At 55.6% G+C, this 22691-nt stretch carries 22 protein-coding genes and 1 other annotated feature; of the genes, 12 read left to right on the forward strand and 10 right to left on the reverse strand.

Going from position 1 to position 22691, the window contains the following annotated elements; all coding sequences use genetic code 11:
- Nucleotides 1–18: 18 nt before the first annotated feature.
- Nucleotides 19–291 carry a metal/formaldehyde-sensitive transcriptional repressor gene (locus BFG58_RS18105; RefSeq protein ID WP_024906840.1) on the forward strand — a complete coding sequence of 91 codons (273 nt, stop codon included), beginning with the start codon at nt 19–21 and terminating at the stop codon, nt 289–291.
- On the opposite strand, the gene BFG58_RS18110 is transcribed toward BFG58_RS18105, so the two are convergent.
- Nucleotides 284–1849: an EAL domain-containing protein gene (locus BFG58_RS18110; protein ID WP_069720244.1), complete on the reverse strand. Its 1566-nt coding sequence runs from the start codon at nt 1847–1849 to the stop codon at nt 284–286. The genes BFG58_RS18105 and BFG58_RS18110 overlap by 8 nt on opposite strands.
- 219 nt (nt 1850–2068) lie before the next feature.
- Here BFG58_RS18110 and BFG58_RS18115 point away from each other — a divergent pair, with 219 nt between their 5' ends.
- Nucleotides 2069–2329 (forward strand): type B 50S ribosomal protein L31, encoded by a 261-nt coding sequence (locus tag BFG58_RS18115; RefSeq protein WP_006176933.1) that lies wholly within the window; start codon nt 2069–2071, stop codon nt 2327–2329.
- Between the two features lie 2 nt (nt 2330–2331).
- Nucleotides 2332–2472: a type B 50S ribosomal protein L36 gene (ykgO, locus tag BFG58_RS18120; RefSeq protein WP_003859006.1), complete on the forward strand. Its 141-nt coding sequence runs from the start codon at nt 2332–2334 to the stop codon at nt 2470–2472.
- Here the strand turns inward: ykgO and BFG58_RS18125 are convergent.
- Entirely contained in the window at nt 2469–3179 is a 711-nt protein-coding gene (locus BFG58_RS18125) for a GNAT family N-acetyltransferase (protein ID WP_069720245.1), read from the reverse strand. The two genes, ykgO and BFG58_RS18125, sit on opposite strands and share 4 nt — an antisense overlap.
- 101 nt (nt 3180–3280) lie before the next feature.
- On the opposite strand from BFG58_RS18125, the gene BFG58_RS18130 reads away from it, so the two are divergent.
- Nucleotides 3281–4741 (forward strand): PLP-dependent aminotransferase family protein, encoded by a 1461-nt coding sequence (locus BFG58_RS18130; RefSeq protein ID WP_069720246.1) that lies wholly within the window; start codon nt 3281–3283, stop codon nt 4739–4741.
- Here BFG58_RS18130 and BFG58_RS18135 read toward each other — a convergent pair.
- The 6 genes from BFG58_RS18135 to acrA form a co-directional block, all read right to left on the reverse strand.
- A complete protein-coding gene (locus tag BFG58_RS18135; protein WP_045909756.1) occupies nt 4713–5180 on the reverse strand; it encodes a YlaC family protein in 468 nt (155 codons plus the stop codon). The two genes, BFG58_RS18130 and BFG58_RS18135, sit on opposite strands and share 29 nt — an antisense overlap.
- Before the next feature lie 117 nt (nt 5181–5297).
- Nucleotides 5298–5849, reverse strand: coding sequence for a maltose O-acetyltransferase (gene maa / locus BFG58_RS18140; protein WP_045909755.1), 552 nt, complete (start codon nt 5847–5849; stop codon nt 5298–5300).
- Nucleotides 5850–6057: 208 nt separating this feature from the next.
- Nucleotides 6058–6276, reverse strand: a complete 219-nt coding sequence (locus BFG58_RS18145) for an HHA domain-containing protein (protein ID WP_008499287.1) — start codon at nt 6274–6276, stop codon at nt 6058–6060.
- A 27-nt stretch (nt 6277–6303) separates the two neighbouring features.
- Nucleotides 6304–6678, reverse strand: coding sequence for an Hha toxicity modulator TomB (gene tomB / locus BFG58_RS18150; protein ID WP_008499288.1), 375 nt, complete (start codon nt 6676–6678; stop codon nt 6304–6306).
- 508 nt (nt 6679–7186) lie between these two features.
- Nucleotides 7187–10333 carry a multidrug efflux RND transporter permease subunit AcrB gene (gene acrB / locus BFG58_RS18155; protein ID WP_045909754.1) on the reverse strand — a complete coding sequence of 1049 codons (3147 nt, stop codon included), beginning with the start codon at nt 10331–10333 and terminating at the stop codon, nt 7187–7189.
- A gap of 22 nt (nt 10334–10355) precedes the next feature.
- Nucleotides 10356–11549: a multidrug efflux RND transporter periplasmic adaptor subunit AcrA gene (gene acrA, locus BFG58_RS18160; RefSeq protein WP_045909753.1), complete on the reverse strand. Its 1194-nt coding sequence runs from the start codon at nt 11547–11549 to the stop codon at nt 10356–10358.
- A gap of 141 nt (nt 11550–11690) precedes the next feature.
- On the opposite strand from acrA, the gene acrR reads away from it, so the two are divergent.
- Together acrR and mscK are read left to right on the forward strand one after the other, a co-directional pair.
- A complete protein-coding gene (gene acrR / locus BFG58_RS18165) occupies nt 11691–12344 on the forward strand; it encodes a multidrug efflux transporter transcriptional repressor AcrR (RefSeq protein WP_069720247.1) in 654 nt (217 codons plus the stop codon).
- 113 nt (nt 12345–12457) lie between these two features.
- Nucleotides 12458–15805, forward strand: a complete 3348-nt coding sequence (mscK, locus tag BFG58_RS18170) for a mechanosensitive channel MscK (protein ID WP_048030113.1) — start codon at nt 12458–12460, stop codon at nt 15803–15805.
- On the opposite strand, the gene rsmS is transcribed toward mscK, so the two are convergent.
- Nucleotides 15802–15984, reverse strand: a complete 183-nt coding sequence (gene rsmS, locus BFG58_RS18175) for a pleiotropic regulatory protein RsmS (RefSeq protein WP_063620991.1) — start codon at nt 15982–15984, stop codon at nt 15802–15804. The genes mscK and rsmS overlap by 4 nt on opposite strands.
- Nucleotides 15985–15998: 14 nt before the next feature.
- Nucleotides 15999–16526, reverse strand: a complete 528-nt coding sequence (gene priC, locus BFG58_RS18180) for a primosomal replication protein N'' (RefSeq protein ID WP_069720248.1) — start codon at nt 16524–16526, stop codon at nt 15999–16001.
- A 50-nt stretch (nt 16527–16576) separates the two neighbouring features.
- On the opposite strand from priC, the gene BFG58_RS18185 reads away from it, so the two are divergent.
- From BFG58_RS18185 to htpG, 6 genes are all read left to right on the forward strand, one after another.
- Nucleotides 16577–16954, forward strand: coding sequence for a DUF454 family protein (locus BFG58_RS18185; protein WP_013095896.1), 378 nt, complete (start codon nt 16577–16579; stop codon nt 16952–16954).
- A 151-nt stretch (nt 16955–17105) separates the two neighbouring features.
- On the forward strand, nt 17106–17657 hold the full coding sequence (gene apt, locus BFG58_RS18190; protein WP_000127359.1) for an adenine phosphoribosyltransferase: 552 nt from the start codon (nt 17106–17108) through the stop codon (nt 17655–17657).
- A gap of 88 nt (nt 17658–17745) precedes the next feature.
- A complete protein-coding gene (gene dnaX, locus BFG58_RS18195; RefSeq protein WP_048030118.1) occupies nt 17746–19674 on the forward strand; it encodes a DNA polymerase III subunit gamma/tau in 1929 nt (642 codons plus the stop codon).
- Nucleotides 19004–19068 (forward strand) — a sequence feature (DnaX frameshifting element). It overlaps the preceding gene by 65 nt.
- Before the next feature lie 54 nt (nt 19675–19728).
- A complete protein-coding gene (locus tag BFG58_RS18200) occupies nt 19729–20061 on the forward strand; it encodes a YbaB/EbfC family nucleoid-associated protein (protein ID WP_003858972.1) in 333 nt (110 codons plus the stop codon).
- Nucleotides 20061–20666, forward strand: coding sequence for a recombination mediator RecR (recR, locus tag BFG58_RS18205; protein WP_008499298.1), 606 nt, complete (start codon nt 20061–20063; stop codon nt 20664–20666). The genes BFG58_RS18200 and recR overlap by 1 nt, the downstream gene beginning before the upstream one ends.
- 110 nt (nt 20667–20776) lie before the next feature.
- Nucleotides 20777–22651, forward strand: coding sequence for a molecular chaperone HtpG (gene htpG, locus BFG58_RS18210; RefSeq protein WP_063620995.1), 1875 nt, complete (start codon nt 20777–20779; stop codon nt 22649–22651).
- The last annotated feature ends 40 nt before the right edge of the window (nt 22652–22691 follow it).

A 22691-nucleotide genomic window follows, 5' to 3' on the forward strand; every position in this document is an offset into this window, starting at 1 on the left:
AAAATAAGGGATAGAGAGATGTCACATACCGTTCGCGACAAGAAAATGTTACTGACTCGGCTGAAGAAAATTCAGGGGCAGAGCAACGCTCTGGAGAAAATGCTGAACAGCGATCACGAATGCGCCGAGGTGTTACAGCAGCTGGCGGCGATCCGCGGGGCGGTCAACGGCATGATGATGCAGGTGATCGAAGGGCATTTAACCGATCATGTGGTGAAAGAACCTGAAGAAGCGCAGCGTGAAGCCGATCTTGGCGTGGTGCTGCAGGTGATCAAATCCTATCTTAAGTAGCGTGCGTGCCGAGGTTGTTCTCTGCCCAAAGGATAAATTCCATTTTCGGCAGCGCTTTGCTGTAGTACCAGCCCTGTCCGTACTGCACGCCGTGCTGGTGCAGCCAGGCGAGCTGCCCGGCGGTCTCGACGCCTTCCGCAACCATCGCCAGCTTCAGCGACTTCGCCATTTCAATAATGTGTGGCGTCACGTTTTTGTACTCCAGCGCATCCACGAACGATTTATCAATTTTTAGCGTGTCGACATCCAGATCCTGCAGATAGCTCAGGCTGGAATAGCCCGTACCAAAATCATCTATATAGACAGGGTGCCCCGAACGGCGGAATGCGGCGATAGCCGGCGCGCTGATTTTGGGATCGGCAAAGCCGCGCTCGGTGACCTCAAGGGCGATTTGGCCCGGATGGACCTTCCATTTGTTCAGCAAGTGACTCAGCAGCGGCGGCAGCGTGCCGGAGGTCAAATCGGCGGGCGCGAGGTTGATGGAGATATGCTGATCGGGGTGAAGGTGCAGCCAGTTGCCCATATCCTCGAACACTTTTTCGATAACGAGCTGCGTCAGCTGGGAGATAAGCCCGGTTTGCTCAGCAAGGGGAATAAAAATATCAGGCGAGAGGCTGCTTCCGTCCGGCTGCGGCCAGCGCGTCAACGCTTCTGCGCCGACAATTTTTCCGCTACACAGCGCCACGATGGGCTGATAGTGAACCACAAAATCGCGGCTGTTAATGGCGTCAAGCAGGCGGTTGCGCGGCGACTGGATGCGACGCAGTATCCGCAGGACAAAGAGCGCGGCAAGCAGGCTTATCAGGACGCCGAAGGGCAGCCATAAAAGCAGCTGCCGGTGCCAGGTTTCCGCCAGCGGTTTGAGCGTAGCCCATGCGACAACGGTAAACCCCAGTTCAGGTACAGGCTTCATAACGTACATTGAACCGTCGTACTGTATGCTGGTCATCTCCTGACCTTTGATCATGTCACGGATATGCGGATCGAGTGTATTGCTGCTGGCGAAGATACGGTGTGTTGTGCTTCCTACCAGGGCAGCATCAATCGCTATCTCGCCGAAAGGGATGACATCCACCAGTGAGGCCGGATCGACCAGGACAAGGTAATGACCTTGCCCCAGCACGGCCATGTAGCGATGAAACCCAAGATCGTTTTGCGTGGTCAGCCATGCGCTGTAACCGTCTTCGGTAATGCGCATCGGCGGGGGGAAAGGGGCGGCATGGCTGGTTTGCTCAAGAGAGGAGCAGAGCGGCCTGAGGTTGTCGATATAAATCACTTCCTGAACGTATCGCCACGAGAAAGCGACCCGTCGCATCTCTCTTAACTGCAACGGGCTGCACGGCACGCCCTCAAAGGCCTGCAGATGATTAAGCGCTTCTTTCGCCTGATCCACGACCTTGTCGGTGCGTATCAGCACGCGTGAGGCATAGTTTTCCAGCGCATCGACAAATTTATCTTCCGCCTGGCGATGGGCCAGCCAGATGCTCAGGCAAATGGGGACCAGCACGGAAAAGATGAGTACGCCAGTCACCAGACTGACCAGATGTCGGGTTTTCATGCTGTCGTGTCCTTCCTCGTATACCCGTTCCTGAGCACTGAGTTCCCTGCCTGAAGAGAAAGATTTTACCGCGAAATGATATAGTTATAGCACGTGGGTGGCCTGGTTTTCATTTTATCTCAGGTAAACCAGAAAATATCGTCAGAGGGGAGGGGTTGTTTTTTGAATCTGGCCTGGATATTATTTTGTTATGTTATAACAAAACATAAAGGATTGACGATGAAACCCAATATCCATCCCGCCTATCGCACCGTGGTCTTCCATGACACCAGCGCGAATGAATACTTCAAAGTGGGCTCAACCATTAAGACCGACCGCGAAATTGAACTCGACGGTGAAACGTATCCGTATATCACCATCGAGGTTTCTTCAAAATCGCACCCGTTTTATACCGGTAAGCAGAAAACGTTCTCCACGGACGGTAGCGCAGCGCGCTTCCGCAAGCGTTTTGGTGGATTTCTCAATGCGAAGCGGGGCTAACCATGCAGGTACTTAACTCATTGCGCAGTGCAAAACAGCGTCACCCGGATTGCCAGATAGTCAAACGCAAGGGACGCTTGTACGTGATTTGCAAATCCAATCCGCGCTTTAAGGCGGTTCAGGGACGTAAAAAAAGACGCTAAACGCGCGTTTCTCGCCAGCTTTCCAGGGATCTTTTCTGTTTGCCATCGGCAGTAAAATTGTCGGTGGCAAGCCAGCTTTCAAAGGCGTTCGCCAGCGTCGGCCACTCTTTATCGAGAATCGAAAACCAGTCGGTATCCCGGTTATGGCCTTTTATCACCAGCGCCTGACGAAAACGCCCCTCAAACTGAAAACCCAGACGCAGGGCGGCCTTGCGGGAAGGTTCGTTCAGGCTATTGCACTTCCACTCATAACGCCGGTAGCCCAGGGTATCGAACACATACCGCATCAGCAGATATTGCGCCTCTGTTGACATGGGCGTGCGGCTTAAAAGAGGCGAGAAGTGAACGTGCCCCACCTCCACGACCCCGTTTTTAGGATCGATCCGCATCAGGGACAGCGTTCCGACCGGAGACCGGGTCTGGTTATCGATAACGGTAAAGTGTATGGGGTCGGATAACTCACTCACGCTCGCCACCCATTCGGCAAACTCCTCTGCGGTAGCGTCGGGTTCACGCAGTAGCCACGTCCAGCTGCGCGTATCTCCGGCCAGGGAATAGGCGGAGAATAGCGCGTTGGCATGCTCCACGCGCAGCGGTTCAAGGCGACAATACCGGCCCTGAAGCACGACCCGGGATGGGGGCTGACGAGGTTGCCAGTCGCTAAGCGCTTCACCCACTGGCTGTCCGAACTGATTGAATGTCTTCATCTTCATTTCCGTGACGTTGAAAAGAGCTTCAGACTAGTGAATTGCTGGTTCCTTAAAAAGAACCACTGCGCTATGTTTTGATGGTGCCACGAGGAGACGAGATGAATATACCGGGTGATGAATTTTATACCTTGCTCAACGCAGCCCTGAAAAAACGCGGGCAAGAGACGCTCCAGCGCGCGCTTTATCTTGCTTTACGGGAGGCGATTCTGTGCGGAAGGCTCCTGTCCGGCAGCCAGCTTCCCGGTTCGCGAACGCTGGCCCAGCAGCTCTCCCTTTCCCGCAATACCGTCAATGCGGCGCTGGACCAGCTCACGCTGGAAGGGTATTTGCAGCGTAACCGCCAGGGAACGCGGGTGGCACAGCTGGCTTACCGCTCGGCCACCCGGACATTGCCTGACCCTGACATCAGGCTCGCCCGGCGGGTTGGCCTGCTGCCTGCGCCGGTGCAACGGGATACCCCGGTACTGGCATTTACGCCGGGGACACCCGCCATCAACTATTTCCCTCTGCCGCTGTGGCGGCGATTATACGATCGCGTGATGCGGGAGGAGGGAAATGCCCTGCTGGGGTATGGCGACCCGGCCGGTGAACCGTCGCTGCGGGCAGCGATTGCCCGGCATCTCGCCCTGTCCCGCGGTATCGACTGCGACGCGAGCCAGATTGTGATCACGGAAGGCGCGCTTGAGGGCGTCAACCTGTGCACGATGCTGCTGAGTGAGCCGGGGGATATAGCCTGGGTAGAAAACCCCGGCTATAGCGGGGCAAAAAGCGCGTTTGTTAAAACCGGCCTGACCATGATGGGGATCCCGGTTGATGACGAGGGGATGTGCTGGGAGGGATTGAATGCCCCTTCTCCCTCGTTAATTTTTACCTCACCTTCACACCAGTTCCCCTACGGAAGCGTGCTCAGCGCCCGACGGCGTCTGGCGCTGCTGGAGCTCGCCCGGCAGCACAACGCGTGGATCATAGAAGACGATTACGACAGCGAATTCCGTTATGCCGGTGAGCCCGTGCCTGCGATGCTGGGAATGGTCAACAATGCGCCCGTGGTTTATCTCGGGACGTTCAGTAAAACGCTGTTTCCGTCGCTCCGAATAGGGTTCATGGTCTTGCCGCCTGCGCTGGCGAAGGCGGTTCGTCCGGCCATCGGCTCGCTGTTGCGCGGTGGGCATCGTGCCGAACAGCGCACGCTGGCGCTGTTTATCGAAGAAGGTCATTATGCCCGTCATCTTGCCGCCATGCGTCGACTCTATCGTAAACGATACCGCCAGCTGCGGGAGGTGTTGGGCGCAGAGCTTCATGCGCCGCACCGTATTCTGGCCGGTGAAGGCGGGATGCATCTGACGCTGGCGATAGACGATATTGATGACCAGAAACTGGTGGAGCAGGCGAGGGCGTTTCAGCTGGCACCCGCTGCGTTGAGCGGGTACTACCTGGAGGCGAAGCAGGGGCAAACCGGTCTGGTTTTAGGTTACGGCAATACCTCTGCTTCTCAGTTTGCGCCGGGGATCCGGCGTCTGCAGGCGTTAATTACGCAGCAGCAGGGCGCGAAAGGGTAAAGACGTCATAGAAAGAGAGCTGACCTTTGGTAGAGACCATTTTCTGCAGCTTCTCTTTTTGCACGGTTTCAACGGCCGGAGAGTGCAGGATGCTGTCGATCAACTCCTCTGGCACGTAACGCGTGTTGTACCATTCGCCGTTATAGCAGACCCGGAAATCGAGGACGTCGATATCTTCGTAACGGTAGCGCGGATTCACGTCGAAAAAGAAAAAGGCGTTAAAGACCACAAACAGCACAACCAGCAGCCAGACGGAGTCCACCAGCGTTTCAGACTTCAGCATCACAATAAGCGTCGCCAGCCAGGCGGCATACATGGCGACAAACAGTCCAGGATGTTTGCGAATAAAGCTAATGCTAAAGCGCGGGCGATTGTCGCGCTTTTCGCGGAGGTTAAGATCGTCGATGGTGGCGGTGAGCAGGCGCTGTATCTCGGTCATTTTTTGCCTTTATGAGAGTTGACAATACAGGGTGTCTGCCAATTTTAGGGGAGCCATTGGGCTGAAAAAAGTAACAGTCTGGCGCTAAAAGACCATAACAGTTGGCTCCCCACTCCCTCACAGCGTTTTGATGATTTTTGCCGGATTGCCGCCCACGACAACGTTAGCCGGGACGTCTTTCGTCACCACGGCTCCGGAGGCCACCACCACATTATCACCAATGGTGACGCCAGGGTTAATAACCGCCCGACCACCGATCCAGACATTATTCCCAATGGTGACGGGTTTGCCAAACTCCACGCCGCTGTTCCGTTCCTCTGCATCCAGCGGATGGGTGGCCGTATAAATATGCACACCCGGCGCGAGCATGCAGTTATCGCCGATACGAACGGGGCAGACATCCAGCATCACGCAGTCGAAGTTCGCGTAAAAGTTTTTACCCAGAGAGATGTTATATCCATAGTCGCAGCGGAAGCTCGGTTCGATATAAGCGCCTTCGCTTTGCCCCAGCAGTTCCGCCAGGATGTTCTGGCGTTCTGTCTTTTCATCGGGCGCGGTGTGGTTATAGCGGTACACCAGATGGCGGGCCCGCAGTCTGTCGGCCCGTAACGTCTCATCGCCGGGGCGGTAGTGTTCACCGGCAATCATCTTCTGTTTTTCTACGCTCATAGGAAACCTCTCTGGAAAAGATTACCGCAGGGTAATAGGAACAGGCCAGGAGGGGAACGTTCCCGAAAAGCCGATGTGACTGGCGTCACAACAATGTTGCTGATAAACACGTTTAACACGGAGACCTGGCCTGGGCACAGGGAGCATAAAGGGATAGGTAAAAACAGCTTAGAACGTGGCGTAGAACTCTACAGACACCCTTCAAACATTAACGGACAAATTTCCATACAGAAGTAGGGATTTTGTCATACAGCTTATTCATGGTCAGTTCAGCAAGACGATGGTCCGCGGCTGAATAAAATACGGCCAGTTCATTATCAGAAAGCTCGTATTTATTCTTTTCAATGACGCGTTCGAGCGTGTCAATTGACTGACAACGTCGTAAGCGCATCAAATAATCGATTTTTGTGAGTGGTTTATCAGACATAAATTCACCTTAGTAATTGTAATAATTTTAACAGGAAAGACTAACCGGGTTAGCTCTGCTCACGTTGACGAAACAGCGGAATAGCCGGTTTCCCGATTTACGCCATTTTTGCAAATCCTGGGCGTTAATGCCGTAACTACTGAACAACATAAAGGTGTCGTCCAGGTATTCATCAATTTGCTCAATGAGCTTATTATCTTCATTGTACTTAATTTTATAATTAAGTGCGAAGGTTGCGATATGCTCTATCAGCTCATTCAACTGTAAATTGATGGCAGACGTTGGGTCGTTTACCCAGCCATGGTTACTTTCATCAAGGTTGGCAAGGCAGTCATGGTACAAGGATTCGCAGAGAAATTTCAACTGCGCGATATCATGCCTTTTTGGCGAGTACTCGTCCATAGCGCATCCCCTTCTGAGTGATTTCTTACTCACCGAACATCATAGTCGGGATGGATACAACTGACTTAGCTACATGAGTGCTGTGTTCCTGATAACTTAACTATAAGCCACTCCTTCCTGGATTTCATCGCGCTATTACGAAAAATTACAAATAAAACCGTAGACTGCGAGCATGTACGCAATGTTCCGTCCTGGACACCCTTTTTTTATCCAAATTAACGCGATTTTTTATCGCTTCCTTACGTTTCATTGGCTTAGCAAAACGGCCTGAAAAGTTCAGATTCGAACTTCTCTTTGTCAGAACTTCTTATTAGGAATATTCCTAATAGCTTAAGCGGGGAAATGAAATTAAAAAAATCCTGAATTCACCGATTAAGTTATCAGTTAATTATGATATGTCTAATTAAGATGGCAGAAAATAAATAGAACCACAATAAGCGTAATTTATGATTTTTTCTGAAAATGAAAAAGGCCGCTAATGCGGCCTTTTTATCATGTGAAACCGGTATCAGTGAGGTTCTACCGAATGCGTGTGTTCAATATCCTCATTTTTCCGGCTGAAGCGGCGGCGAACCACCACGAAGAACACCGGGACGAAGAAGATAGCGAGTACGGTTGCGGTAACCATACCACCCATAACGCCTGTACCAACCGCGTTCTGCGCACCGGAGCCAGCACCGGAGCTGATAACCAGCGGCAGTACGCCGAGGATAAACGCCAGTGATGTCATCAGGATTGGGCGCAGACGCATACGAACAGCCTCAAGCGTTGCCTCAATCAGACCTTTACCTTCTTTCTCCATCAGATCTTTGGCGAATTCAACGATAAGTATCGCGTTCTTCGCCGACAAGCCAATGGTTGTCAGCAGGCCTACCTGGAAGTACACGTCGTTGGTCAGTCCGCGGAACGTTGCCGCAAGCAGCGCACCGATAACCCCAAGCGGTACCACCAGCATAACGGAGAACGGAATTGACCAGCTCTCGTACAGCGCTGCCAGACACAGGAAGACGACGATCAGTGAAATCGCGTACAGGGCAGGGGCCTGGTTTCCGGACAGGCGTTCCTGATAGGACATACCGGTCCAGTCGTAGCCGATACCCGAAGGCAGTTTGCTCGCCAGCTCTTCCATCAGGTTCATGGCTTCACCGGTGCTTCGACCCGGAGCGGCCTGACCCAGGATCTCCATCGATGGCAGACCGTTATAGCGTTCCAGACGCGGCGAACCGTATTCCCAGCGAGACGTTGAGAACGCCGAGAACGGTACCATCTGACCATTGCTGCCGCGCACGAACCAGCTGTTGATATCGTTTGGCAACATACGGTATTGCGCCTCGGACATCACGTACACTTTCTTCACGCGACCGCGGTCGATGAAGTCGTTAACGTAGCTACCGCCCCAGGCGGCGCCCAGCGTGGTATTAATGTCACTGATGGATACGCCCAGCGCCTGGGCTTTCTCCTGGTCGATGTCGATTTTGTACTGCGGCGTATCTTCCAGGCCGTTCGGACGCACGCCGACCAGCAGGTCAGGGTGCTTAGCCACTTCGCCAAAGAGTTGGTTACGCGCCTGCGTCAGTTTTTCGTGACCCAGACCGCCCTGGTCAATCAGCTGGAAGTCGAAGCCGGTCGCGGTACCCAGTTCAACAATCGCTGGCAGGTTGAAGGCGAACACCATCGCATCTTTAATCTGCGAGAAGGTGCCCATCGCACGGCCGGTAATGGCTTCAACCTTGTTCTCTTTGCCCGGACGTTCAGACCAGTCTTTCAGAGAAACGAAGGCAATACCGGTGTTCTGACCACGACCCGCAAAGCCAAAGCCGTTAACCGCAAACACGGATTCAACGTTGTCTTTCTCTTTGGTGAGGTAGTAGTCCGTCACTTCGTCCAGCACTTTCTGGGTTCGCTCTTGCGACGCGCCCGCAGGAAGCTGTGCCATCGTCAGGAACACGCCCTGGTCTTCATCCGGCAGGAACGAGCTTGGCAGACGAACGAACAGGAACGCCATCCCCACGACGATGATGATATAGAGCAGCAGGTAACGACCGGTGCTGCGCAGGATGTTGCCCACGCTATCGGTGTAGTGGTGCGTGCTCTTATCAAACATGCGGTTAAACCAGCCGAAGAACCCTTTATGCTCGCCGTGACCGCCTTTCTGAATCGGCTTCAGCATGGTGGCACACAGGGCAGGGGTCAGGATCAATGCGACCAGCACCGACAGCGCCATCGCGGAAACGATGGTAATCGAGAACTGACGGTAAATCGCACCGGTAGAGCCCCCGAAGAAAGCCATCGGGATAAATACCGCAGACAGCACCATCGCGATACCGACCAGCGCGCCCTGGATCTGACCCATTGATTTACGGGTCGCTTCCTTCGGCGGCAGACCTTCTTCCGCCATTACGCGCTCGACGTTCTCGACCACGACGATGGCGTCATCCACCAGCAGGCCGATGGCGAGCACCATCCCGAACATCGTCAGGGTGTTTATCGAGTAGCCAAATATCGACAGGATCGCAAAGGTCCCGAGCAGAACAACCGGCACGGCAATCGTTGGGATAAGCGTCGCGCGGAAGTTTTGCAGGAACAGGTACATCACCAGGAACACCAGGATGATGGCTTCTACCAGCGTTTTAACCACTTCGTGAATCGAAATTTTGACGAACGGCGTGGTGTCATACGGGTAAACGATTTTCAGACCTGACGGGAAGAACGGTTCCATCTTCTTCAGCTCTGCGCGGATCGCCGTGGCGGTGTCCAGGGCGTTAGCCCCTGTCGCCAGTTTGATACCCAGACCGGAAGCCGGTTTACCGTTGAACTTCGCGATGATGTCGTAGTTCTCACCGCCCAGCTCGACCTTAGCCACGTCGCGCAGGCGAACCTGGGAACCGTCCTGATTCACTTTCAGCAGAATTTTGCTGAACTCATCGGCAGAGGTCAGACGGGTCTGTGCGATGATCGAGGCGTTAAGCTGCTGGCCTTTCACCGGCGGCGTACCGCCCAACTGACCGGCTGCTACCTGGGCGTTCTGCGCTTTAATCGCATTGATCACGTCAACAGGGGTCAGCTGGAAGTTGTTCAGTTTGTTCGGATCCATCCAGATACGCATCGCGTACTGAGAACCGAACAGCTGAACGTCACCCACACCGGAAGTACGGCTGATGGCGTCCTTCATGTTGGCACCCACGTAGTCGGAAATATCCTCCTGCGTCATGGTGCCGTTGGTGTTGATAACACCGACAACCATCAGGAAGCTGCTGGACGATTTCTCGACGCTCACACCCTGCTGTTGTACTTCCTGCGGCAGCAGAGGCATCGCCAGCTGCAGTTTGTTCTGCACCTGAACCTGCGCAATGTCAGCATCCGTACCTGACTGGAAGGTCAGGGTGATCTGAACTGTACCGGTAGAGTCACTGTTTGAGGACATGTACATCAGGTTATCGATACCGTTCATGTTCTGTTCGATAACCTGAGTGACGGTGTCCTGCACCGTTTTCGCATCAGCCCCCGGGTAGGTTGCGGAGATAGTCACCGCCGGTGGCGCAATCGTTGGATATTGCGCGACAGGCAGCTTCAGGATCGCAAGTCCCCCGGCCAGCATGATGATAATGGCGATCACCCACGCAAATATGGGGCGATCGATAAAGAAATTAGGCATGTCTTAACGGCTCCTGTTTAAGTTAAGACTTGGTTTGTTCTGACTGGCCAGCGGCCGAAGCTTGTTGTTTATCGTCAGATTTCACTTCCTGTGCTTTAACCTGCGCGCCAGGACGAACTTTTTGCAAACCAGAAACAATCACGCGATCGCCATCTTTCAGACCTTCCGTCACCAGCCATTTATCGCCAATCGCCTGCGTGGCGGTGATATTGCGCGTTTCGACTTTGTCATCTGCTCCAACAACCAGCGCGCTCGCATCGCCGCGAGGCGTACGGGTCACACCCTGCTGTGGAACCAGAAGTGCGGTTGGATTCGTTCCTTCTTCCAGACGCGCGCGAACGAACATACCTGGCAGCAGATTCTTGTCAGGGTTCGGGAAAATTGCACGTAAGGTGATGGAACCGGTGGTCTGGTCGACCGTCACATCAGAGAATTCCAGGGTACCTTCCTGCGGGAACTTGATACCGTCGTTGGTAATCAGCTCCACTTTGGCTTTGCCGTTTTCCTGTTTCAGGGTGCCGTTAGCCAGCTCCTGTTTCAGGCGCAGGAAATCATTGCTGGACTGCGTGACGTCAACGTAGATCGGATCGAGCTGCTGCACGGTCGCCAGCGCAGTGGTCTGACCGTTCTGCACCAGAGCCCCTTCCGTCACGGAAGATTTACCAATACGACCGCTGATAGGCGAGGTCACTTTGGTATAGGCCAGGTTAATGCGCGCGGTTTCGACGGCCGCTTTGGCTGCCACCACGGCTGCGTTAGCCTGCTGGGCATCCGCCAGGGCGGTATCGTAATCCTGCTGACTGATGTACTTGGTACCGAGCAGTTTTTGATAGCGGTTCAGCGTCAGCTGAGCAATTTTAGCCGCGGCCTGTGCTTTAGCCAGATCGCCTTTCGCGCTTTCATAAGACGCCTGATAGGTTGCGGGATCAATCTGATACAGAGACTCACCGGCCTTTACATCACCGCCTTCGGTGAAGTTACGTTTCAGGATAATGCCGCTAACCTGAGGACGCACTTCCGCAATGCGGTAAGCATTTGTACGGCCGGGTAATTCGGTAGTGATTTGTAGAGGTTCAGATTTGAGCGTCACAACGCCTACTTCTGGCGCCTGCTGAGCTCCTTGTTGAGCCGGTTTGTCGTCACATCCTGTTAGCGCTAAGCTGCCTGAGAGCATCAGAACGACCGCCAGAGGCGTTAACCCTCTGTTTTTGTTCATATGTAAACCTCGAGTGTCCGATTTCAAATTGATCAAGGGTCCTGAGTCTAAAAACCCATTGCTGCGTTTATATTATCGTCATGCTATGGTACATACATTCACAAATGTATGTAAATCTGACTCCTGTAAATTCACCCACCTATGGCACGAAAAACTAAACAACAAGCGCTGGAAACCCGACAACACATTCTGGATGTGGCAATACGTTTGTTCTCGCAGCAGGGTGTTTCATCTACCTCGCTGGCACAAATTGCTCAGGCTGCCGGTGTGACGCGGGGAGCGATTTACTGGCATTTTAAAGACAAGTCAGATCTGTTCAGTGAAATCTGGGAGCTTTCAGAGTCCAGCATTAGCGATCTCGAGAGTGAGTATCGGGCAAAATTCCCTGACGATCCACTCTCAGTATTGAGAGAAATATTAGTATATATCCTTGAAGCTACGGTAGTTGAAGAACGTCGCAGATTAATGATGGAAATAATCTTTCATAAATGCGAGTTCGTGGGCGAGATGGCGATTGTTCAGCAGGCGCAACGCAGCCTCAGCCTGGAGAGCTATGACCGTATTGAATACAACCTGAATCAGTGCATGCAGGCAAAACTGCTGCCTGCCAACCTGTTGACCCGCCGGGCGGCGATTCTGATGCGTAGCTACATTTCCGGTCTGATGGAAAACTGGCTGTTTGCGCCACAGTCGTTTGATCTTAAAGCGGAGGCCCGCAGCTACGTCGCGATTTTACTGGAAATGCTACAGCTCTGCCCGACGCTGCGCAGTGACGTGCCGTCGCTAACCGCCTGACTCATTTCCAGGATTTATCTCAGAGGCTCACGTTCGCGCTATTCTGCTTCCGGCGAGCGTGATATTCTTCACGCCGGACTATTTTCGGTCATCTTCTGACATCATTCACAACTATGCTGCCCATCAATCGCTCGCAACATCCTGTTTTTGCATTGCTCTTTGCGATGCTGTTTTTCTTCGCCACGGCGCCGCTGACCTGGGCCCGCGCCGACAACAGCAACGATATCCCCACGCGTGCGGATGTTCAGTCGCAGCTCGACACGCTGAACAAACAAAAAGAACTCTCTCCTCAGGAAAAACTGACGCAGCAGGATCTGACGGAAACGCTGGAAACGCTGGATAAAATTGAACGCGTTAAGGCAGAAACCGCACAGCTCCGTCAGAAGGTGGCGCAGGCCCCAGAAAACATGCGCAAAGCGACGGAATCGCTGAATGCCCTGAGCGACGTGGATAACGACGACGAAACACGCAAAACGCTCGCGGCGCTCTCCTTACGCCAGCTCGAATCGCGCGTGGCGCAACTGCTCGACGACCTGCAAACGGCGCAGTCCGATCTCGCCACCTACAACAGCCAGCTTGTCTCCCTGCAGACCCAGCCCGAGCGCGTGCAAAATGCGATGTACGCCGCGTCTCAGCAGCTGCAGCAGATCCGCAACCGCCTCAACGGCACAACGGTAGGAGAGGGCACGCTGCGCCCGACGCAGCAAACCCTGCTGCTGGTGCAGCAGACGTTGCTCAATGCGCAGATTGAACAGCAGCGTAAAAGTCTGGAAGGGAATACGGTGCTGCAGGACACCCTGCAGAAACAGCGCGATTACGTCACCGCAAACATTAATCGTCTGGAGCACCAGCTACAGCTGCTGCAGGAAGCGGTTAACAGCAAGCGCCTGACGCTGACGGAAAAAACCGCCCAGGAGGCCGTATCCCCTGACGAAACCGCCCGCATCCAGGCCAACCCGCTGGTGAAGCAGGAGCTCGAAGCCAACCACCAGCTTAGCCAGCGCCTGATACTGGCGACCGAAAACGGCAACTCGCTGGTTCAGCAAAATATCAAGGTGAAGAACTGGCTGGATCGCGCCCTGCAGGCGGAACGCAACATCAAAGAGCAGATCGCGGTCCTGAAAGGCAGCCTCCTGCTGTCGCGTATTCTCTACCAGCAGCAGCAGACGCTTCCGTCCGCCGATGAGCTGGAAGACATGACCAACCGCATTGCGGATTTACGTCTGGAACAGTTTGACGTCAACCAGCAGCGCGATGCTCTTTTCCAGAGCGATACCTTTGTCGCCAAAATTGAAGAAGGGCACTCCAGCGACGTGAACCCGGAAGTGCACGACGCGCTGCTCCAGGTCGTGGATATGCGTCGCGAGCTGCTGGATCAGCTCAACAAGCAGCTGGGCAACCAGCTGATGATGGCCATTAACCTGCAAATCAACCAGCAGCAGCTGGTGAGCGTTTCGAAAAGTCTGCAGGAGATCCTGACTCAGCAGATTTTCTGGGTAAACAGCAACAAACCGATGGACTGGGACTGGATTAAATCCTTCCCTGAGACGCTGAAAACGCAGATCAAGAGCATGAAGATCACCGTGAACTGGGAGAAAGCCTGGCCTGCGGTGATGATTGCCTTGCTGGCGGGGCTACCGCTGCTGCTGATCGCAGGCCTGATTCGCTGGCGTCTGGGCTGGCTGAAAAAATACCAGGCGAAGCTGGCGTCCGAAGTGGGGCAGCTGCGTAACGATAGCCAGCTCCACACGCCAAAAGCGATTCTGATCGATCTCATTCGCGCCCTGCCGGTGTGCCTGATTATTCTGGCCGTGGGCCTGATCCTGCTCACCATGCAGCTCAACGTCAGCGATCTGCTGTGGGCGTTCAGTAAAAAACTGGCGCTGTTCTGGCTGGTGTTTGGCGTGTGCTGGAAGGTGCTGGAAAAAGACGGCGTGGCGGTGCGTCATTTCAACATGCCGGCTCAGCTGACCAGCCACTGGCGTCGTCAGATTGTGCGCATCAGCCTGGCGCTGCTGCCGCTGCACTTCTGGTCGGTTGTCTCTGAGCTTTCCCCGCTGCATCTGATGGATGATGTGCTGGGCCAGCTGGTCATCCTGCTGAACCTGCTGCTGATTGCTATCCTGATGTGGCCGATGTGCCGCGACAGCTGGCGTGATAAAGAGTCCCACAATATCCGTCTGGCCACCGTGACCGTGCTGGCGATCATTCCGCTGGCGCTGATGGTGTTGACGGCAACGGGCTACTTCTATACCACGCTGCGCCTGTCCGGGCGCTGGATTGAAACGGTCTATCTGGTGATCGTCTGGAACCTGCTCTATCAGACCGTGCTGCGCGGCCTGAGCGTGGCGGCCCGCCGCATTGCCTATCGCCGTGCCATCGCGCGTCGTCAGCATCAGGTGAAAGAGGGGGCCGAGGGCGCGGAGCCTCAGGAAGAGCCGACCATCGCGCTGGAGCAGGTTAACCAGCAGACGCTGCGCATCACCATGCTGGTGATGATCGCCCTGTTTGCCGTGATGTTCTGGGCGATCTGGTCCGATCTTATTACCGTTTTCGCCTATCTCGACAGTATTACCCTCTGGCAATACAACGGAACCGAAGCCGGTGCGGCGGTCATGAAAAGCGTGACCATGGGCAGCCTGCTGTTTGCGCTGGTGTCGTCGGTGGTCGCCTGGGCGCTGATCCGCAACCTGCCTGGCCTGCTCGAAGTGCTACTCCTGTCACGTCTCAATCTTCGCCAGGGGGCGTCCTACGCCATCACCACGATCCTCAACTACGTCATCATTATTGTTGGAGCGATGACGGTCTTTGGTTCGCTTGGCGTCTCGTGGGATAAACTGCAGTGGCTGGCGGCCGCCCTCTCGGTCGGTCTAGGTTTTGGCCTGCAGGAGATCTTCGGTAACTTTGTCTCCGGCCTGATCATCCTCTTTGAACGTCCGGTACGTATCGGCGATACCGTCACCATCGGCACGTTCTCGGGAACGGTCAGCAAGATCCGTATTCGTGCGACCACCATCACCGACTTCGATCGCAAAGAGGTGATCATCCCGAACAAAGCGTTCGTGACCGAGCGTCTGATCAACTGGTCGCTCTCGGATACGGTGACGCGCGTGGTGATCCGCCTGGGCGTGGCCTATGGATCGGATCTGGATAAGGTGAAAGAGGTGCTACTGAAGGCGGCGTCTGAACATCCGAAAGTGATGCACGATCCGGCTCCTGCGGTCTTCTTCACCACCTTTGGGCCGAGTACGCTGGATCACGAGCTGCGTTTATACGTGCGTGAACTGCGTGACCGCAGCTACACGGTGGATGAGCTTAACCGCTCTATCGATCGTCTGTGCCGTGAAAACGATATTAATATCGCCTTCAACCAGCTTGAGGTTCACCTGCGTAACGAGAAAGGTGATGAGCATACGGAAGTGAAGCGCGACATTAAGGGCGACGACCCAACTCCGGCTTAATCTATTTTCCCTCTCCCCTCAGGGGAGAGGGCAGGGTGAGGGGTAAGTTTCCCCTCAAAATCCCGCCGTACAATCTCCAGTGCCTTAAGCACCGTCCCGGCGGGGATCTCATGATTCTCCAGCAGCATAATCAAATCGACGGCCAGCTTGACCTCATCGGGTGCATTTTCCAGTGACATGGGTGTGGCTCCTGTTAACGGGTCAAACGTTCTATGACGCGTTCAATGTCATCCAGCGCCTGACGGCAGCGGACGATGCGTCCTTCCAGCGCGCTAATCTCGCGCATCAATAGCTGCTGCTCTTCCAGCGTTTCGCTGTTGTTCAGGCGCACCTCGCGTTCGCGCTTCATCTCAAACAGTCGGCGTTCAAATTCCTGGTTCTCCAGCCGCTTGCGCTGCCATTTGCCGAGCCCCGGTGAGGCGCTGTCCCAGGCGCGCAGCGGCCAGGCGGCGATTTCGCGATGCAGCGCGGTGATCTGCTCGCTGAGATGCGCCGCAAGCCACGCCACCTGTTCCTGCTGTTCATGCTCAACCGCATGGCGAAGCTCGTCGAGGTTCGTCTGCGCTTCAGCCAGGTAATCCTGAATAACGGTGCTGCGGGTACGAAAAAGCTGCCGGTCAAAGCGCGGTTTCAGCGTGGCGTGCCCCATCAGCGGCGTGGCCTGCTCCCGCAGAGCAATCAGCTGATTTTGCAGCCTCTCAAGAAGCAGTGCTGTTTTCAAGGCGCTCTCCAATGGTAAAGTAGCCGTTCAGTTTGATAACGATTCGCATTATGCAGCGTACTATTTTAATCATCATTGGCTGGCTCGCGGTAGTGCTTGGCACGCTGGGTGTGGTTTTACCCTTGCTGCCGACCACGCCGTTTATCCTGCTGGCGGCCTGGTGCTTCGCCCGCTCGTCACCGCGTTTTCACCACTGGCTGCTCTATCGCTCATGGTTTGGCGGCTATCTGCGGCACTGGCAAAAACACCGGGCCATGCCGCCCGGCGCGAAGCCGCGCGCGATCGCGGTGATCCTCATCACCTTCGCCATTTCATTATGGCTGGTGAAAATGATGTGGGTGCGGATCCTGCTGCTGGTCATCCTGACCTGCCTGCTTATCTTCATGTGGCGGATCCCTGTGGTTGATGAAAAGCAACAAAAGCACTGAAGCCTTATCATGGCTGTTGCAATTATTGCGTACAGCCAGTAAATTCGACCGTTTTCGAGCACTGGCGCGCCTGGTTAAAGGTTAAACAATTGTTACCTTTGCCGACTCGTTGCGCGCCGTGAGTAACACTGTTTCATTTAGGCACAAACCGATGACCGCAACTGCACAGCAGCTTGAATATCTGAAAAACAGCATCAAAAGCATCCAGGACTATCCAAAGCCTGGCATTCTTTTCCGTGATGTCACCAGCTTGCTGGAAGACCCGAAAGCGTACGCGCTCAGCATTGAACTGCTGGTCGAGCGTTATAAAAACGCCGGGATCACCAAAGTAGTAGGTACCGAAGCCCGTGGCTTCCTGTTTGGCGCACCGGTTGCGCTGGCGATGGGCGTAGGTTTTGTGCCGGTGCGTAAGCCGCGCAAGCTGCCGCGTGAAACCATTGCAGAAAGCTACGAGCTGGAGTACGGCACCGATCAGCTGGAGATCCACGTTGACGCGATCAAGCCTGGCGACAAAGTGCTGGTGGTTGACGATCTGCTGGCGACCGGCGGCACCATTGAAGCGACCGTGAAGCTGATCCGCCGTCTGGGTGGGGAAGTGACCGACGCGGCCTTCATCATCAACCTGTTCGATCTCGGCGGTGAACAGCGCCTGGAAAAACAGGGTATTACCAGCTACAGCCTGGTGCCTTTCCCGGGTCACTAATCCCGGTTTTCACAACCTCGCTCAATGGGTGAGGTTGTGATAGCATTCCCCTCCATAAATTCACCTTCCAGCGTTGCAGAGCCTGCCCATGAGTTATCAGGTGTTAGCCCGTAAATGGCGACCACAAACCTTTGCTGACGTTGTCGGTCAGGAACATGTGCTGACGGCCCTGGCGAACGGCTTGTCGCTAGGTCGCATCCATCACGCCTATCTTTTTTCCGGCACCCGCGGCGTCGGTAAGACTTCTATTGCCCGTTTGCTGGCAAAAGGTCTCAACTGCGAAACCGGGATCACCGCCACGCCGTGCGGCGTGTGTGATAACTGTCGGGAGATCGAGCAGGGGCGTTTTGTCGATCTGATCGAGATCGATGCCGCTTCGCGCACCAAAGTGGAAGATACCCGCGACCTGCTCGACAACGTGCAGTACGCCCCGGCGCGCGGCCGCTTCAAGGTCTACCTGATCGATGAAGTGCACATGCTGTCGCGCCACAGCTTTAACGCCCTGCTGAAGACGCTGGAAGAGCCGCCCGCGCACGTGAAGTTCCTGCTGGCGACCACCGATCCGCAAAAGCTGCCGGTCACGATTTTATCGCGCTGCCTGCAGTTCCACCTGAAGGCGCTGGACGTTGAGCAGATCCGTGCGCAGCTTGAGCATATTCTTGATGAAGAGAAGATTGTCCACGAACCGCGCGCCCTGCAGCTGCTGGCCCGCGCGGCGGACGGCAGCCTGCGTGATGCATTAAGCCTGACCGACCAGGCGATTGCCAGCGGTGACGGAAAGCTTTCCACCGAGGCGGTCAGCACCATGCTCGGTACGCTGGATGACGATCAGGCGCTGTCGCTTATCGAAGCGATGATTGCCGCTAACGGCGAACGCGTGATGTCGCAGGTGAACGCGGCCGCTGCCCGCGGTATTGAGTGGGAAGGGCTGCTGGTTGAGATGCTCAGCCTGCTACACCGCGTGGCGATGCTGCAGCTTTCTCCCTCCGCGATTGGTGCGGATATGGCGGCCATTGAACAGCGGATGCGTGAGCTTGCCCGCACCGTGCCGCCTGCCGACGTCCAGCTTTATTACCAGACGCTGCTGATTGGCCGCAAAGAGTTACCGTTTGCGCCGGATCCGCGGATGGGCGTTGAAATGACGCTGCTGCGCGCGCTGGCGTTCCACCCGCGCATGCCGCTGCCGGAGCCGGAAGTGCCGCGACAGTCTTTCGCGCCGGTCGCGCCCACGGCGGTGATGTCACCGCAGCAGGTGCCGCCGCAGCCGACGCCGCCACCGCAGCAGAACGTACCGCTGTCGGATGCCACCAGTTCGGTGCTTGCCGCGCGCAGCCAGCTGCAGCGTGCCCAGGGAGTAACCAAACCAAAAAAGAGTGAACCGGCAGCGCCAGGAAGAGCGCGGCCGGTGAACAACGCCGCGCTTGAACGACTGGCCTCGGTAACGGAGCGCGTACAGTCGCGTCCGGCACCGTCCGCGCTCGAGCAGAAAGCCCCGGTGAAAGAAGAGGCTTACCGCTGGAAGGCAACCACTATCACCGAAACCGTGAAGGAGGAGGTGGCCACGCCGAAAGCGCTGAAAAAGGCGCTGGAGCATGAAAAAACGCCGGAGCTTTCCGCGAAGCTTGCCGAAGAGTCGATTGCGCGCGATGCCTGGGCCGCCGAGGTCAGCAAACTCCAGTTGCCGAAGCTGGTCGAGCAGGTCGCGCTGAACGCCTGGAAAGAGCAGGACGGCAATCAGGTGCGTCTGCACCTGCGTCCGGGCCAGCGTCACCTGAATTCCCCGGGCGCGCAAAAGGCGCTGGCCGAGGCGCTTGCCGCTTTACAGGGGGCACCGGTTGAATTGACTATCATTGAAGATGATAATCCGGCAGTGAAAACGCCGCTCGAGTGGCGCCAGGCCATTTATGAAGAGAAGCTCGCGCAGGCGCGCGAGGCGATTATTGCGGATAACAACATTCAGACCCTGCGGCGGTTCTTCGACGCCGATCTGGATGAAGAGAGTATTCGCCCCATTTGATCGTGAGTCTGACTTACGGTTGTAATCCTTAAACGTGAAAGAAGAGAGAAGCCTATGTTTGGTGGAAAAGGCGGTCTGGGTGGCCTGATGAAGCAGGCTCAGCAGATGCAGGAAAAAATGCAGAAGATGCAGGAAGAGATCGCTCAGCTGGAAGTCACGGGTGAATCCGGTGCCGGTCTGGTCAAGGTGACCATCAACGGTGCGCACAACTGCCGTCGCGTGGAAATCGACCCGAGCCTGCTCGAAGACGACAAAGAGATGCTGGAAGATCTGGTTGCAGCCGCGTTTAACGATGCCGCTCGCCGTATCGACGAAACCCAGAAAGAGAAAATGGCCTCCGTTTCCAGCGGCATGCAGCTGCCGCCTGGCTTCAAGATGCCGTTCTGATGCAAACCAGTCCGCTGCTCACGCAGTTAATGGAAGCACTGCGCTGCCTGCCGGGCGTTGGCCCGAAGTCGGCGCAGCGTATGGCGTTTACGCTATTGCAGCGCGACCGCAGCGGCGGGATGCGCCTGGCGCAGGCTTTAACCCGCGCCATGTCAGAAATCGGTCACTGTGCGGATTGTCGTACCTTTACCGAGCAGGATGTGTGTAACATCTGCACGAACCCGCGTCGTCAGGAAAACGGCCAGATTTGCGTGGTGGAGAGTCCGGCGGACATCTACGCCATCGAACAAACCGGGCAGTTTTCCGGCCGCTATTTCGTGCTGATGGGGCATCTCTCCCCGCTGGACGGTATTGGCCCGGACGATATCGGTCTTGACCGCCTTGAACAGCGTCTTGAGTCCGAAACGATCAAAGAGGTGATCCTCGCCACCAACCCCACGGTGGAAGGGGAGGCAACCGCCAACTACATCGCCGAGCTGTGCTCGCAGTATGGCGTTGACGCCAGCCGCATCGCCCATGGCGTGCCGGTCGGCGGCGAGCTGGAGATGGTGGACGGCACCACGCTTTCGCACTCTCTGGCCGGACGTCACAAGATTATTTTCTGACCAAACGGAGGCTGCGCGCGCGGCCTCCGCTTGAAAATTTCCCCCCGTATCCCCATCTCTCACTCAACGTTTTAAAACCCCATTAAATGGCATTGTTGAGGTCGACATAGATGAAAGGACAAGAAACCCGTGGTTTCCAGTCAGAAGTAAAACAGCTTCTGCACCTGATGATCCATTCCCTGTATTCCAACAAAGAAATTTTCCTGCGTGAGCTGATTTCCAACGCCTCGGATGCGGCGGACAAGCTGCGCTTCCGCGCGCTGTCTAACCCGGAACTGTACGAAGGCGACGGCGAGCTGCGCGTGCGCGTCTCGTTTAATAAAGAGAACCGCACCCTGACCATCGCCGATAACGGCATCGGGATGAACCGCGACGAGGTGATCGACCACCTCGGGACCATCGCGAAATCCGGCACCAAGGCGTTCCTGGAGTCCATGGGCTCTGACCAGGCGAAAGACAGCCAGCTCATCGGCCAGTTCGGCGTCGGTTTCTACTCGGCGTTCATCGTGGCGGACAAAGTCACCGTGCGCACCCGTGCGGCGGGCGACAGCGCTGAAAACGGCGTGCTGTGGGAATCCAAAGGGGAAGGCGAATACACCGTTGATGACATCACCAAAGCGGACCGCGGCACCGAAATCACCCTGCACCTGCGTGAAGGGGAAGATGATTTCCTGAACGACTGGCGCGTGCGCTCCATCATCAGCAAATATTCCGACCACATCGCCCTGCCGGTTGAGATTGAAAAACAGGAAGAGAAAGACGGTGAAACCGTGGTTTCCTGGGAGAAAATCAACAAGGCGCAGGCGCTGTGGACGCGCAACAAGTCTGAAATTAAAGACGACGAGTACAACGAATTCTACAAGCACATCGCCCACGACTTTACCGACCCGCTGACCTGGAGCCACAACCGTGTGGAAGGTAAGCAGGAGTACACCAGCCTGCTGTACATCCCGGCACAGGCGCCGTGGGACATGTGGAACCGCGATCACAAGCATGGCCTGAAGCTGTACGTGCAGCGCGTCTTCATCATGGACGACGCCGAGCAGTTCATGCCGAACTACCTGCGCTTTGTCCGCGGCCTGATCGATTCCAACGATCTGCCGCTGAACGTCTCCCGTGAAATTCTGCAGGACAGCACCGTCACCCGTAACCTGCGCAACGCCCTGACCAAACGTGCGCTGCAGATGCTGGAAAAACTGGCGAAAGACGATGCGGAAAAATATCAGACCTTCTGGAAACAGTTCGGCCTGGTGCTGAAAGAAGGCCCGGCAGAAGACACCGCGAATGTTGAAACCATCGCCAAACTGCTGCGCTTCGCCTCTACGCACACCGACTCCTCCGCGCAGACCGTGTCGCTGGAAGAGTACGTCTCCCGCATGAAAGAAGGGCAGGAGAAGATCTACTACATCACCGCCGACAGCTACGCCGCGGCGAAGAGCAGCCCGCACCTGGAGCTGCTGCGTAAGAAAGGCATCGAAGTGCTGCTGCTTTCTGACCGCATCGATGAGTGGATGATGAACTACCTGACCGAGTTCGACGGTAAGGCGTTCCAGTCCGTTGCCAAAGCCGACGAATCTATCGACAAGCTGGCGGATGAAGTGGATGAGAACGCGAAAGAAGCCGAGAAGGCGCTGGAGCCGTTCGTTGAGCGCGTGAAAACCCTGCTGGGCGACCGCGTGAAAGAGGTGCGTTTCACTCACCGTCTGACCGACACCCCTGCCATCGTCACGACCGATGCCGACGAAATGAGCACCCAGATGGCGAAGCTGTTCGCGGCGGCGGGCCAGGCGGTACCGGAAGTGAAATATATCTTTGAGCTTAATCCGGATCATCCGCTGGTGAAACGCGCGGCGGATACCCAGGACGACGCCCGCTTTGCCGAGTGGGTTGAACTCCTGCTGGATCAGTCCCTGCTGGCCGAACGCGGCACGCTGGAAGATCCTAACCTCTTCATTAAACGTGTGAATGCGCTGCTGCTGGCGTAATTAAACACCTGCCCCTCACCCTGGCTCTCTCCCCAAAGGG

It is taken from the genome of Enterobacter sp. ku-bf2, assembly GCF_001742765.1.
Taxonomy (GTDB): domain Bacteria; phylum Pseudomonadota; class Gammaproteobacteria; order Enterobacterales; family Enterobacteriaceae; genus Enterobacter; species Enterobacter quasiroggenkampii.

Bases quoted from the DNA above. Each gene is read 5' to 3' on its own strand.
- BFG58_RS18105 (WP_024906840.1), top strand. From the start codon at position 19: ATGTCACATACCGTTCGCGACAAGAAAATGTTACTGACTCGGCTGAAG.
- BFG58_RS18110 (WP_069720244.1), bottom strand. From the start codon at position 1,849: ATGAAAACCCGACATCTGGTCAGTCTGGTGACTGGCGTACTCATCTTT.
- BFG58_RS18115 (WP_006176933.1), top strand. From the start codon at position 2,069: ATGAAACCCAATATCCATCCCGCCTATCGCACCGTGGTCTTCCATGAC.
- ykgO (WP_003859006.1), top strand. From the start codon at position 2,332: ATGCAGGTACTTAACTCATTGCGCAGTGCAAAACAGCGTCACCCGGAT.
- BFG58_RS18125 (WP_069720245.1), bottom strand. From the start codon at position 3,179: ATGAAGACATTCAATCAGTTCGGACAGCCAGTGGGTGAAGCGCTTAGC.
- BFG58_RS18130 (WP_069720246.1), top strand. From the start codon at position 3,281: ATGAATATACCGGGTGATGAATTTTATACCTTGCTCAACGCAGCCCTG.
- BFG58_RS18135 (WP_045909756.1), bottom strand. From the start codon at position 5,180: ATGACCGAGATACAGCGCCTGCTCACCGCCACCATCGACGATCTTAAC.
- maa (WP_045909755.1), bottom strand. From the start codon at position 5,849: ATGAGCGTAGAAAAACAGAAGATGATTGCCGGTGAACACTACCGCCCC.
- BFG58_RS18145 (WP_008499287.1), bottom strand. From the start codon at position 6,276: ATGTCTGATAAACCACTCACAAAAATCGATTATTTGATGCGCTTACGA.
- tomB (WP_008499288.1), bottom strand. From the start codon at position 6,678: ATGGACGAGTACTCGCCAAAAAGGCATGATATCGCGCAGTTGAAATTT.
- acrB (WP_045909754.1), bottom strand. From the start codon at position 10,333: ATGCCTAATTTCTTTATCGATCGCCCCATATTTGCGTGGGTGATCGCC.
- acrA (WP_045909753.1), bottom strand. From the start codon at position 11,549: ATGAACAAAAACAGAGGGTTAACGCCTCTGGCGGTCGTTCTGATGCTC.
- acrR (WP_069720247.1), top strand. From the start codon at position 11,691: ATGGCACGAAAAACTAAACAACAAGCGCTGGAAACCCGACAACACATT.
- mscK (WP_048030113.1), top strand. From the start codon at position 12,458: ATGCTGCCCATCAATCGCTCGCAACATCCTGTTTTTGCATTGCTCTTT.
- rsmS (WP_063620991.1), bottom strand. From the start codon at position 15,984: ATGTCACTGGAAAATGCACCCGATGAGGTCAAGCTGGCCGTCGATTTG.
- BFG58_RS18185 (WP_013095896.1), top strand. From the start codon at position 16,577: ATGCAGCGTACTATTTTAATCATCATTGGCTGGCTCGCGGTAGTGCTT.
- apt (WP_000127359.1), top strand. From the start codon at position 17,106: ATGACCGCAACTGCACAGCAGCTTGAATATCTGAAAAACAGCATCAAA.
- dnaX (WP_048030118.1), top strand. From the start codon at position 17,746: ATGAGTTATCAGGTGTTAGCCCGTAAATGGCGACCACAAACCTTTGCT.
- BFG58_RS18200 (WP_003858972.1), top strand. From the start codon at position 19,729: ATGTTTGGTGGAAAAGGCGGTCTGGGTGGCCTGATGAAGCAGGCTCAG.
- recR (WP_008499298.1), top strand. From the start codon at position 20,061: ATGCAAACCAGTCCGCTGCTCACGCAGTTAATGGAAGCACTGCGCTGC.
- htpG (WP_063620995.1), top strand. From the start codon at position 20,777: ATGAAAGGACAAGAAACCCGTGGTTTCCAGTCAGAAGTAAAACAGCTT.